General features: G+C 48.6%; 7 protein-coding genes. 3 read left to right on the top strand and 4 right to left on the bottom strand.

Annotated elements, in window-relative coordinates:
* Nucleotides 1–138: 138 nt before the first annotated feature.
* The gene (locus ACYIA1_RS05940) at nucleotides 139–2,445 is read right to left on the bottom strand and encodes an ATP-dependent helicase (RefSeq protein ID WP_480334695.1); all 2,307 of its coding nucleotides are present in this window, start codon (nucleotides 2,443–2,445) and stop codon (nucleotides 139–141) included.
* A gap of 121 nt (nucleotides 2,446–2,566) precedes the next feature.
* Between ACYIA1_RS05940 and ACYIA1_RS05935 the strand changes: the two genes are divergently transcribed.
* Nucleotides 2,567–2,800, top strand: coding sequence for a hypothetical protein (locus ACYIA1_RS05935; protein ID WP_005862659.1), 234 nt, complete (start codon nucleotides 2,567–2,569; stop codon nucleotides 2,798–2,800).
* 171 nt (nucleotides 2,801–2,971) lie between these two features.
* On the opposite strand, the gene ACYIA1_RS05930 is transcribed toward ACYIA1_RS05935, so the two are convergent.
* Nucleotides 2,972–5,185 (bottom strand): outer membrane beta-barrel family protein, encoded by a 2,214-nt coding sequence (locus tag ACYIA1_RS05930; protein ID WP_005862663.1) that lies wholly within the window; start codon nucleotides 5,183–5,185, stop codon nucleotides 2,972–2,974.
* 242 nt (nucleotides 5,186–5,427) lie between these two features.
* Here ACYIA1_RS05930 and ACYIA1_RS05925 point away from each other — a divergent pair, with 242 nt between their 5' ends.
* Nucleotides 5,428–6,354 (top strand): helix-turn-helix domain-containing protein, encoded by a 927-nt coding sequence (locus tag ACYIA1_RS05925; RefSeq protein WP_048927239.1) that lies wholly within the window; start codon nucleotides 5,428–5,430, stop codon nucleotides 6,352–6,354.
* Between the two features lie 28 nt (nucleotides 6,355–6,382).
* Here ACYIA1_RS05925 and ACYIA1_RS05920 read toward each other — a convergent pair whose 3' ends face one another.
* Nucleotides 6,383–6,754 (bottom strand): RNA recognition motif domain-containing protein, encoded by a 372-nt coding sequence (locus ACYIA1_RS05920; protein WP_005862667.1) that lies wholly within the window; start codon nucleotides 6,752–6,754, stop codon nucleotides 6,383–6,385.
* A 214-nt stretch (nucleotides 6,755–6,968) separates the two neighbouring features.
* On the bottom strand, nucleotides 6,969–12,503 hold the full coding sequence (locus tag ACYIA1_RS05915) for an alpha-2-macroglobulin family protein (RefSeq protein ID WP_480334691.1): 5,535 nt from the start codon (nucleotides 12,501–12,503) through the stop codon (nucleotides 6,969–6,971).
* Nucleotides 12,504–12,671: 168 nt separating this feature from the next.
* Here ACYIA1_RS05915 and ACYIA1_RS05910 point away from each other — a divergent pair, with 168 nt between their 5' ends.
* On the top strand, nucleotides 12,672–13,715 hold the full coding sequence (locus ACYIA1_RS05910) for a virulence RhuM family protein (RefSeq protein WP_288653596.1): 1,044 nt from the start codon (nucleotides 12,672–12,674) through the stop codon (nucleotides 13,713–13,715).
* Nucleotides 13,716–13,720 lie beyond the last annotated feature (5 nt).

Raw genomic sequence — 13,720 nt, 5'->3', positions numbered from 1 at the left:
ATATGATGCGAAAGTGAGTTCGAAAGCCCATTCGAAAATAAACCTTTCCTTTTCTGCCAATCATTAAAATCCAACGACTTAGCTTCAAAAAGCAGTGTTCGATTCGGCATTCGAAAATGAATTCGAGCAAAAACGCACTTAGCCTAACACGCTGAGTTTGGCAAACTTAAGCAAAAGTCTCCTTTCTCCGAAATTCTTGAAGGCGACCGTCACTTTCGCATCACCTCCCTCACCTTCCATCGAGACGATCTCGCCATCGCCGAAACGGTCGTGATTGACCTTCTGGCCCACCCTCAAAACAGAGGCATCCGTGGCTGGAGCCGCCGAAAAGGACGATTCCATCGTGTTTTTTAGCTTCGTAAGATGCCCTTGACGCTGTGCCGCTTGCTTCACCGGCGACACGAAATCATCCTCAACCGCCCACCTATAGCGTTCACGGGCCGAGGCGAATGCATCTGAAGCGCCGGCATCCGAAGGCATATCCAGATACTTAGCGTCTATATCCTTCAAGAAACGGCTGGGCGTACACATATCTGTCTTCCCATTACGATAGCGGCTCTTCGCATAGCTCAATACGCAATTTTGCTCCGCACGGGTAATCGCCACGTAGAACAAACGACGCTCCTCCTCTACCGCTCTCGGGTTATCTTTCGACAGGGACGAGGGGAATAGGTCTTCCTCCAAGCCTACCACGAAAACATTCGTGAATTCCAATCCCTTGGCGGCATGTACGGTCATCATCGTGACCTTATCGGAGTTTTCCTCTTTATCGTTATCTTGATCGGTGAGCAAGGATACCTCCGCCAAGAAGTCGGACATGGCGACTTGCTCCATGCCCTCCTCACGCCGGATCTCGCAAAACTCAGCGATACCTTTCAGCAACTCCTGCAAGTTCTCTTGCTTGCTCACGCCCTCTACGGAACGGTCTTGAAACAGGTCGGAAACGATGCCGCTACGCTTCACCACCAAGGTAGCCAATTCCTCCGCGGAGAGTTTTTTATTCTCTTCAATGAAAACTTCAATCAAACTACGGAAATCGCTCAGTTTCTTAGCTGTACCATTATTTATCGGTAGCGAATATTCCAAGGGGGCTTGAAGCACGGTCCACAGGCTTACCCCGTATTCGGTAGCGGCGCCAACAAGCTTACCTACCGTCGTATCCCCGATTCCCCGGGTGGGATAATTGATGATTCGCTTCAAGGCCTCCTCGTCGTGCGGGTTCACGATCAGGCGGAAGTAAGAGATCACGTCCTTGATCTCTTTCCGCTGGTAAAAAGACAAACCGCCGTAAATCTTGTAAGGGATGCCCCGCTTTCGCAACGCCTCTTCCAAGATACGGGACTGGGCGTTGGTACGATACAAGATAGCGAAATCAGCATACGAGAATTTCCCTAATATCCCGTGCATCTCATTGATTCGGGCGGCTACGGTGTAGCCCTCCTCATAATCGGAGTACGAGGTGAAAACACTCACCTTGCTGCCCGCCTCCTTCTCGGAATAGACCGTTTTGGGTATCTGACGTGTATTCTTGTCGATCAAGCTATTGGCGGCGTTCACGATATTCTGGGTGGAACGGTAATTCCGTTCCAGCTTGAAGATACGGCAACCGGTATAAAGATTCTTGAATTGCAGGATATTATCTATATTAGCGCCTCGGAAAGAATAGATGCTCTGGGCGTCATCCCCTACCACGCAGATATGGCCGTGTCTCTCGCAAAGCCGTTGCACGATCAAGTGTTGGGCGAAGTTCGTATCTTGATACTCATCCACCAATACATACCGGAAGAAGTTCCGGTATTTCTCCAAGACGGCCGGATGATCCCGGAACAGGATATTGGTTTGCAGCAACAAGTCGTCGAAATCCATGGCTCCCGCTTGCAGGCAACGGCTCTGGTAACGTTTGTAGATTTCCCGGAGCAAGGGGACCTTGGCATTCATATCGCTTTCCACGAGCTCTTTATTTTGCTCGTAGGCCGTATAAGTTATCAAGGAGTTCTTCGCGTTGGAGATCCGGCTCTGCACCATTCCTAAGCGGTACACCTTATCGTCCAATTGCATTTCCTTGATGATGGATTTCAGTAAGCTCTTGGAATCAGTGGCGTCATAAATCGTGAAATTGGAAGGATAACCGATATGCTCCGCCTCGTTCCGTAAAATACGGGAGAAGATGGAATGGAACGTTCCCATCCATAGCCGACGGGCCGTTTGGTCACCGGTGATGGCCGCAATACGCTCTTTCATCTCCCGGGCCGCCTTATTGGTAAAGGTCAGCGCCAAGATACTATAGGGAGGCAATCCCAATTGCAATAAATAAGCGATCTTATAGGTCAGTACCCTTGTCTTACCGGAGCCAGCCCCGGCCACGACCAAGGATGGCCCCTCATTGTAAACCACCGCTTCCCGCTGGCTCTCATTCAGTTGATTCAAATACTCTTCCACATTCATCCGTTTTAGGGATACAAAATTAGGGAAAATAAGCGATTCCACATAAAAAAGTTGGGCAGGTCGCCGATAATATATACATTTGCCTACATATAATCAGTAGTATTAACCAAAACAAGGGACTATGGGAAATTGGGAGAGACAACAGACAATGAGGAAAGAACGGGACAAGGTCCGAAGGGAGACTTTAGGGAAGTTCTTTTTTGACTTGGCTAAATTAATGTTTACGACGATGGTATTAGGAGAAATGCTCCTATTAGCAAAAGACATCGGCGACATTAATAATTGGGGTATGTTAAATATAGGGATTTTAGGTACTTACCTATTAGCCCGAGTTGGAAATAGAATATTAAAATAATATGATCATGATAAAAGATTTAAATGGATTGACAGTGTTGATGCTCGTTGTTACCATTTTAGCCGCTATCTTCTTAGCTTGGCTTTACACAAAGCCCGGCAAGAAATGGTTGGATGAGTTATGATACCGTAGGTGGTGTGCCATATTGTGGATCATGGCACACCATCTTCTTTATTTAGCGTCCAACAGATCATCATTCCTTATGCTCCTCCCCGCCTTCTTCACGCTCGCTTTTAAATCACCGATCCGGTAGCTAATGGCGATGCCGAAACCACGGCTAAACATACGCTCGGTCTGCCGGATATGAAAGTCCGGATATCGCTCGTTAATCTGTATCGTCTTATGATCTCCCAGAAAATCTTGCGCCCGCAGCGTACAAGTCAATTTATCCTTCAAGAAGCTCTTTACCACACTCAAGCCGTAAAAATAAAAGCCGTACGAGTCCATCCCCACATTCGGCTCGGAACGCACGTATCCACCCGACAGGACAAAACGCCACCCGTACTTAAACTTCTGCGAGAAATCGACAAAAGCAGAGCCACAAAAGCCGGAATTACGCACATCCGTATCGTAAACCTCATTCCCCTCCTGCGCCCGTAAATCCAGATAATGCAACATGCTGTTCAGCGACACGCTTGTCCGGGGCGAAGGATTATAGCTTAGATAAAGGTTTCCTCCCGCTGCTTTCACGTCCACGAGATTATCATACGTACTATTCACCACATTCGCCGAATCAATGAACAGATACTCATCAATCACCCCTTTTCCCAAGGTGCAGAGCACGGAAGCCTGCACATTCAATTTCGTTCCGTAATAACTGTATGACGCCGAAAGACGATGATGTTTCTCCGATACCAATCCCGGATTTCCATACGAGATAGAGGTCCCAGACACGAACACCGTAGGATTCAAATAGCTGATATTCGGGCGACGTAAACGTAAGTTGTAAGCCAAGCGAAACAAATTCCGGTCGTCCAAGCGGAAAGCGGAGGTCCAAGAAGGAACCCAATCCGTTACACGATAATTAAAATCCTTGCCTTCGCCTTGTTTATAAGTCACGTCCTGCCAAGTATGTTCCATACGAATGCCCGGGTTCAAGCTCCATTTACCATACTTAAATCCATATCCCGCATAGGCGGAGCCTATATTCTGCACATGCCGATATTCCACCAAAGGTTGTAAATCAGCGGGTAACCAGACACCCTCACCCAACTCCTTTACCTCCGAAGTAGCGTGGCTCGTACTGTTACGCCGAATCAGCTTCAAACCGCCCTCGATGGAATGCGTACTTGTAAAAGGATTCACGTAATCAAGCTGGGCCGTATGCTCATGGGTGCGGGCATGACTGATTTGCCGGGTATAATCGGCCTCCAGTTGGGGTAACGAGACATTGCCCATCTTGTCCTTATCATGAAACACGCTATAAATATCGTTCGGGATATAATCGTACTGATAGGAAAGCGTTAGCATCTCTTCCTTATTTCGTTTGAATAAACGCTGATAATCCGCTTTTAAGGAGGCACTACCCCATTCGTTCTTCTTACTCATATCCTCGTTATAAGCATAGATTTCTTCCCCCTCTTTATCAAACCTGCTATAATGGCTATTCCAAATAGAGTTGCTGTTTCCGATATTCAAGTTTCCGGACAAGGAGATCAAATTCAATGTATCGATCTCGAAACTGCCTTCCAGACTTCCATAATGGGCCGGATATTTCACGTCTACGTCCGAGAGCATCCGGAGCTTCGCACCGTCTCCCGACTGAGTACGGAGATAATCCGACTCGCTCTCGGACGATTGTTGGCTAAACGTATAATTTCCGGAAAGCGATAATCGGCCATATTTCAGCGTAGCGAAACCACCGACACTCTTAAATAAGTTCATCACCGTAGTGTTTATACTCGCGTTATATCCCTCGAACTCCGCTCCTTTCGTCACGATATTCAAGATTCCGCTGACACCCTCCGCATCGTAACGGGCACCGGGATCTGTTATCACCTCCACTTTCTTGATCATGCTGGCGGGGATACTACGCAAGACCTCCTTGGGATTATTAGAGAACATATTCGAGGGACGCCCGTTCATATAAATCTTAAAACTGGATTGTCCGTTTACCTTCACGTTATCCTCGCCATCCACGGTCACTAGAGGGACTTTTCGCAACATCTCCAGCAAAGTATAGGTTCGGGAATCCGGGTCCTCGGCGATACTGTAAGTAGTCTTATCCGCCTCCGCCTTTATCAAGGGTTTCACGGCGACAATGTTTATCTCGGGCAAGTCCTCGTTCAAATACAATGAATCGGGAGAGACGAGTTGGGCAGTCAACGTCGAGTTCCAGTTTCCCACAAGCCCTATCAAGGCCATCATCATCAGAAATCTTTTCATATCCGTATCTTATTTGATTTGTTTTCGGGCAAAAGTAGAGGCAACAGACAACAACAACGTAAATAATCGCCGGATAAGTAGCTGACATTTCCATGACATTTCCATGACATTTCCATGACATCCGGTCATTTGGCAGGATTTATGTCTATTTCATCCCGAATCCTATCGAAAAGGATACTTTCCTTCTATAATATTTAGTACCTTCGAGCGTTCTTTTTATGTTAATTCTAATCTAGCGAATAATGAATACACGACTATCGGCCAATCTATCCGTTTTGGGTACCTCCTTAATGCTGATCCTCTCGTTCAGCTTCGGTTTCCATAGTTATACGGAAGCCAAGAAAACGATCGTGACAGACTTGAATCAAGCGTTGCAACAAACGATCCTGCAAAACTCCCACCTATGGATGAGCCAAGATTCCATACGCACCTATGCCAATCTATCCAAGCTTTTCGGCAATCCGGTATCCATAGAAAGTTATAACAAGGACTTTTCCGACGCATTGAGTTATACGCCCGACAAGAAGAAAACGGGAATCGTGATCCACGTACTCAATAAAGATCCTCAAACCGAAAACGCTCCCGCTAATACCAACAAGAAACTCAACGAATATTATATCGCCAGCGATACGATTATCTGGGCATCATCCATAGCGAACAGCCCCAATACTGCCACGGATCATATCGGGATCTCATTCCAAGGGTACGCCAATTGCTCCACCCTTGCGGTTATCGGGCTATCGGACAAATCTTTGCCCGGCCTATTCCTCGGGCTTGCCTTTTTATCCGCTATCCTGCCCCTATTGCTCAAACGCTATAGAAAGGAACTGATAATGCCTCAGCCTATCCATCCGGAAAAGACCATCTCTTTCGGTAATTTGAACCTTTCTTGCGAGACCGCCTCCTTCTATAAGGAGAATGAGGAGAAACTAAAACTCACCCCTCAGCAATATGCCTTGATGGAGATGTTTTTCCTATCGCCTACGCATATCTTGAACCGCTCGGATATCTGCGAGAGCTTATGGCCGGGAAAGATCAACGCCGACGAGACCTTGAACACCTTGATCCGAAGGCTACGGCCTTTAGTGGAGGAAAACAGTAACCTAAAGATCACGACAGACCGTGGACGAGCTTATGCGCTTGAAATAAAAAAGAGCGACCATCTCTGATCGCTCTTTCCTTTTTATCTAGATAGAATTAATATCTTCCACCATCCCGGTTAGAACCATAACCGCCACCTCTGTTAGAGCCATAGCCACCGCCTCTGTTGGAACCGTAGCCGCCACCTCTGTTGTTATTGAAACGACCACCTCTGTCGCCTCTATCCTCTCTAGGTCTGGCTTCTGTTATATTGATGACTTTGCCGTCATAACTTGCTTGGTTTAACTCCTCGATAGCCTTTTTAGCTAGCTCATCATCGCTCAGCTCAACGAAACCGAAGCCTCTTGAACGGCCAGTTTCTCTATCCATAATAACTTTTGCTGAAGTAATCTCACCGTAATCAGCAAATAACTGTCTTAAGTCCTCATCAGAGATGTTGTAACTTAGATTTGAAATGTAAAGATTCATTTTGTAAACTTTAATTAAATGGTTAATTGAGCTGAGTATGTCGACTAAAAAAGTTTACCTAACAAATCAAGTTGTGAGCCAATACTTTCTAATACTAACTTAAATCAATCTCAAATATGCTGCGAATGTAATGGTTTTATTCGAGCATACAACTATAAATCCAATAAATTTCGAAAAAATATAAGGGCGGGGTCTGCCCGCCCCCCCTACGAAATTAGAATACGGTAACTTCTTGTCCCGCGGTATTCGCACGGATTAAATAATCGTACATCGCCTCGCAATACACCGGAGGCAGGTAGAAGCGGCCCGGGTAGACTGCGCAAAGATTGATCTTCACGGTCACTTGACTGCCTGCCGGCAGACGGTCTATATAACTATAAACACGGTCGTCACGAATATCCTGATAATTCACTCCGGCGCTCAAGCTGTCCGTAGCGGACTCATTCAAGAAACGGGTATTCAGTATTTCCCATCCGGCAGGGAAGATCTCCGATAATACCAAATTATTATATCCCCGGGCCGAAGGGTTCTTTACCGTAACCACGGCGGAGAAATTCGTACCTTGCTCCAATTGGGCGACATTGACCGGACGTCCGTTCAAGTCCACATAGCTAACCGCCAACGAGACACCATTCGCATACGCTTTTTCCTCTCCCTGCTCCGGTATTCCCTCGGTTATGATACGGGCGAAGAGCGTAGATTTACCCGTGTTCTTCAACTCGACGCTCGCCGAGGTCCCCGCCTTATCCAATAAGGTCTCGGACCATATATTCTTATCTGTTTTCACCTGTCCATCCTTTCCGCCACAAGCATACGTGAAATCCATGGCCCCGTCTACCCGATATTTAGCTAGGTAGTCCGACAAGGCAACTAAAGCGAATGCCGTAGATTGTGTGCTCAACCAATCATCCGAAGAAAGCTGTTTGGACAATTCTTCCACCAAAGTAGCGGCCTCCTTGCCTTTATCCAACAAGCAAAGCGTCATTAACTGGATGGATTGATCCCGGACATCACTGCCGAACGTCTCGTCATACTCGGAATAACCGGAAGGAAGAGCCGTCGTCTTACTGATCAAGTCTTGAGCGACATCCTCACGGCCGACCAAGGCATAGGCGGAAGCTAGCGACCAGCGACTCATGGAGGCCAAGTCTTTCATCTCTTTCAAGCGGTTCATGGCACCCATCTCCGGCGACCCGGCCAAAGCCAATACATACAGGCGATAGGCTTGCGTAACCTCTTCCGAATCTTTATAATAAGAGGTAACCGGCTTCCAATTACGGGCTACCCGACGTAGATTATTCAATACGCTTTGTTTCATGGCCTCGGGAACCAAGTAACCTCTCTTCGAGGCCTCCAGCAAGAAATGAGTAGCGTAAACCGTACCCCAGCCATTGCTGCTCGTTCCACCCGGCCAATAGGCGAAAGCCCCATCTACGGTCTGGTAAGAGCGCAGACGGCGGATCACCTCTTTCACGGCCTCCTCCGTGGATTTCGCCTGTTGAGGGGTCAAATCCGTAAACGAGGAGATATAAAGCTGCGGGAATCCTTTCGAGGTGATCTGTTCCAGACATCCGTGCGGATAACCCAACAAATAAGATAGACGTGAGGATAAGTTCACGGGGGCGATATCCGACACTTCTAAGGTCAACTGGTTCGTACCCGTGGCACCCGGCATCGCAACCGTCTTTTTCCAAGACTTGCCGGCCTCCAAGGTAGCGGCGGTAACTTTCACTTGCGGGCGGCGTACCGTACGGATCTCCAGTTCCGTCTCATAAACGGATTTATCCCCTTTACCCGTAGCGGTTATCGTTACCTTCCCGATACCCGGGTTCTTCTTCACCCGGATACGGAACGAGGCTTGCTGATTCCCTTTCCGCTCGAAGCTCAAGCTCCTCGTCGCCTCGCCGACCACTTCCATATTCGAGCTGCAAGCGATAGATACATTCACGGCTCCTACGCCATCCTCGGTAGCGAATACCGTAGCGGGTACTACCATCTCCTCGCCCACGCCGATCACCCGGGGCAAGGTTCCTAGCAGCATTACGGGCTTACGTACCATCACGCTCTTATCGGCATGTCCATAAGCCTCCCCGTTTCCGGCTACCACCATGATCTTGACACGCCCGTTATAATTCGGCATCTGATAGGTATGCCGGGCGGTCTTCCCCTTCTTCAGCAAGAACGGGCCGGCAAATCGCACCACGGGCTTGAAGCGGTTCACGATCGCTTTCGGGCCTTTGTTCAGCGCATCGTCGCCGCCGATACTGAACAATTGCTCGATACGGCCGCCGTAAGCGCCAACCACGTAGTTATACAAATCCCATGTATTCACGCCCAACGCTTCCCGGGCGTTAAACGCCTTCCAAGGCTCCGGCGTACGGAAACGGGTCAGGTCCAGCAAGCCCTCATCCACGATCGCCAGCGTATAAGCCATCTCCTTTCCATTCTTCTCGGAGACGGAGACGGTATAAGAGGCATCCGGTTTCAGCTCGGCGGGAGATTGGATGACCGGGGTCAGATGGCTCTCCGGAGAAGTTACCGTGAACGGGACCACGCCATACAAGCGGATCGGCAAATCGTTCTTCGTGATGCCATGAGGCTGCAAAAGGGTGATATAGACGTAAGCGTTCGGCTGCATATCTTTCGTCACATCCAGTCTCACGGTCGTTTGTTTATCCTCGCACGTATGTTCCGTCAAGGAAAGGACACGCACGCCGTTCTCTATACTGATAATCGCACGGCTTCCTTTCGTAGAGGGGAAGGTGACTACCATCTTCTCGCCGGGCGTATAACTATCCTTATCGGTCTTGAAACTAAGCATCGTGGCGGACTCGCTGCCATCGGTGTTACGTCGGCCCTCGTTATAAGGCCAGTCGAAATAACTCATCACTCCCGTAGAGTGCTTGCTCTCCTTATCTTTCACGGAAATGAAATACGTTCCCCACTCCTTATCCGGGAAAGAGAGCTGGAACGTACCCCGACCGGCCCCATCCGTACGGACGGTAAATGTCTTTACCGGCTTATTGTAGGAATCCGATACGTAATTGGCCAGACCGCTACTGTTGGAATCCCACCACCAATACCAATAGACCTTATATACTTTCACGTCTAATTCCGTATTCGCTTGCGGTTTCCCTAAATAATCAACAGAAGCGACCTCGTAGGTATAATTGGCTCCGGTATTTAGTTGTTCCTTATCTTTCTGCGGAGATTTGATACCGGCATACCGGCGATAAGGCGAGTAAAGCATCCGGTCCGCGTCGATACTGAAATCGCCGGATTCCTCATAGACCCGGGTCACTAGGTTTGCCAGCAACATTCCGGGAGCGGTAGAACCCAGCTCGAAGCGGGCTTGTACCGTGGCATCGCCCCGCTCATTGGTAACGCCGGAGATCAACTTGCTCTCTTCCGTATTAAATACACGGGAAGGATCGTCGAAATAGAAACCCTTATAGCCCTCGAAGGTAGTCGGGGTGGCGATAAAGGTACCTTGTATATCATATTTCAAGTTACGGGCGATAGCTCCTTGCAGCCATTCCACATGCAGGCGGGCATCCATAGGCTCACCACGCAACAAGGTCTTCTCCGGCATGGATAAGGCGATCTTCAGGCGGTTCGGCTTGATGAACTCGATGCGTAAGCGCTTCGAGAAAGAGACCCCACCCACTTGTGCCTTCACATTCCACGCACCCGTGGGGGCATCCGCCTCGGTAACGAAATCGAAGGCGTAAAGCCCCAGCTCGCCACGGGTCTGCGTCTTACGGGCATACATTTGCCCTAACGGGTTGTACAGCTCCATCACCACCGGATGCTCTGCCGGCAATTGCTTCGCCCGGTCGTTCAGCATAAAGCCCAGATGCAACGTATCACCCGGACGCCATACGCCTCGCTCACCATAGATAAAGCCCTTGATCCCTTTCTGGACTACCTCGCCCGATACATCGAACGAACTGAGCGAGAGAGCCGATCCGTTATCCACCCGCAGATAGGAACGTTGGGTTCCCTGTGAGGCGATCAGGTAGAACGGACGTCCCGAGGAGAGATCCAGCCGTACCTGTCCCTTATCATCGGTCGTGCCCGAGGCCAACGCTTGGTGTTGGTAATTATAGGCGGTAACCGTAACTCCTCGCTCCGGCTCCGTATTCTGTATATTATGCACCAACACGGTCATATCATTATCCTGCCCCATCAAGGCGACCAGTCCCAAATTGGTAGCCAAGATATTCTTTCCCTCTACCTTATTAAAGTAATAACTATCCGAGCAAGGATCGTTCCATTCTTTCCAATTATAACTAGACCAATCGTATTGACGGTAATAATACGCTCCCTCGTCAAAACGGGCGGACTCTTCCTTGAAACGGATCTCGTCCGAGGCCAAGATCTGCTCCTTCGAGATCTTCAACGTATCATTCCCGCAAGGATAGGCCGACAAAGGCCGGTCAAACGAAAGCTCCAGACGGTAGATAGCACCCGGTTCCGGCTCGATCAACCGCTTTAAATCGACCGCAAACGTATTCCACCGGGACAGGTCAAGACCCTCCTCATCCAAGAAGATCGTCTTACGGGCGATCAAGCGTCCGACACGCATCAGCTCCCCGGACTCATCCAAGTTGTTCGATTGCAGGAACTGACCGATATTCTGCTCCAATATCTTGATAACGCTCACCGTAACCCCTCGCAAATAAATCGCTTGGAAAGGAACGGATAATTGCGTGGATTGCGGGATGATCACTCCTTTCCCGATAAAACGGACGCCGGGTTTCTGCTCATCTAGGATTATTTGACGCACGACAGCCTCTTTCAGGTTCAAGCCGCTCTTGCTGCGGATGCCTTGGTTCAGGTGGATATTCATCACGCCCTTTTGCCACAAATCGGCATCCGGATATAGGCGTAGCTTGTTTCCGTCCACGGTTACGGTCTCCGACGTATTCTCGGCGATAAAGGCCAAGCCTCTCATATCCTGGCCCACATCCAATAACTTCGTGAAAGCGACCTCCACGTAACGCTCCGGCTCGGACACATACGTCACGTCGTACACCGAGAAATCATTCTGATCCGGAACGCTCACTGTCACGACATCGGCCTTTTCCACGCCTAGTTTATTAGAAGAGACGGAAAGCCTAAGTGTCCGTTCCCCCTCCATCCCGGCGGAGACATTGAGTAAGGTCACCTCATGTTTCTTTCCATCCGGGCTGTGTTGCCAAGTAGCGTCTACCTTCTCCGAGAAATCCACCAACGACTCCACGGTCTCCGGAGATTCCTTATCCGGAGTAAAAAGCACGGCGGTCAGATCGTACCCATTCTCGTTTTTCTTGTTGATATCCATCGATTCCAGATTCCCCCGAAGGGCTAAAGGGAGCGTGGTAAAACCAAAAGCGAACCACTTATCCTTACCTTGTGCCTCAAACCATTCGGACAAATCGGCTTTCACCTGATAAGAGGTGTTTCGCTCAAAGCCTTTCTCCGGCTTGAATACCAACGTCCGGTTATTCTCGAAAGCCCATTTCCCCGGTACATCGGGCTTGAGGCGCACGAGTTTCCCCAATCGGTCCGCCTTTAATCGATCCGCCGGGATCTCTTGATTAAAGATCAGGTAAACGGGAGAATACCGGGAAATCTTCCCGGTAGTAAACGCCTCTACATTCGGATTATAAGGAGGGAGATCTTGATCCGCAGGGCTTGTCGTATGACAACTTGTCAAGATAGACAAGAGACAAAGTACGCAGAATAAACCGATAGACCGTATCATACACATGAATGTTTAAATGGTTAATCCACAAATGTACATAAATAGAAGGATTTCTCTCCTATACTTTCAGACAAACTGATATTTTTCGTACATTTGTCTTAAATATGGAGCGACCTGTATGCCACCAAAGAAGTACAGGAGTCGCTAAACAAGAGGAAAGAAAAGTATATGGCGAAGAAATTCGAAATTCGAAATAGCACGGCGGAATTCCTTATTTTCATGCTAGAAGGCAAGGAAGATGGCATACAGGTAATGTATCATGACGAAACCATCTGGTGCACGCAGAAAGCGATGTCTACCCTGTTTGACTGCTCTACAGACAATATCGGATTACACCTAAAGAACATCTTTACATCCGGTGAATTACGGAAAGATTCAACTACCGAGTTTTTCTCGGTTGTTCAAACCGAGGGCGGACGGCAAGTATCCCGAAAAACATTGTTTTATAACCTTGATGCGATCATTTCTGTCGGTTATCGTGTAAACAGCGTTCGTGCTACACAATTTCGCCAATGGTGCACATCGGTCATCCGGCAATTCGCTATCCGTGGTTATGTGATAGACAAGAAGCGTATGGAGAACGGCTCTTTCATCGGTGAAGATTATTTTGAACATCTACTAGCCGAGATACGGGAGATACGGTTAAGCGAGCGTCACTTTTACCAAAAGTTGACCGATATCTATGCTACCGCTATTGACTATAATCGTGACGCACCAACCACCCGCCTCTTTTTCCAAAAGGTACAAAATAAGATACATTATGCCGTACACGGTCATACCGCCGCCGAGTTAATCGTGAACCGAGCCAACTCGGAAAAAGAACATATGGGACTGACCACATGGGAAAATGCGCCTAAAGGGAAGATCGTAAAAACAGATGTGGCCATTGCCAAGAACTACCTTAACGAGATGGAGTTGGACGACATGGGACATTTAGTCAACGCAGTTCTAGATATGGCAGAGCGGATGGCTAAACGACATATACCCATGACCATGGAAGACTGGGCAAAACGTATCGACCTGATACTCGAAGCCGGAGGTAATGACTTATTGACCAACGCCGGCAAGGTGACAACCGAATTAGCCAAAGCTTTCGCAGAAGCCGAGTTCGAGAAGTATCGGGTCATTCAAGACCGTCTCTTCCAATCGGATTTTGACCGTTTCGATAGCGAGACCTTGTTCCCGACAGATTTCAATCCCGATAATACATAAAATAA

Source organism: Parabacteroides sp. KHUB-02, assembly GCF_056640955.1.
The sequence above is the reverse complement of the archived record's forward strand: the minus strand, read 5'-3'. Positions and strand labels throughout refer to the sequence as shown.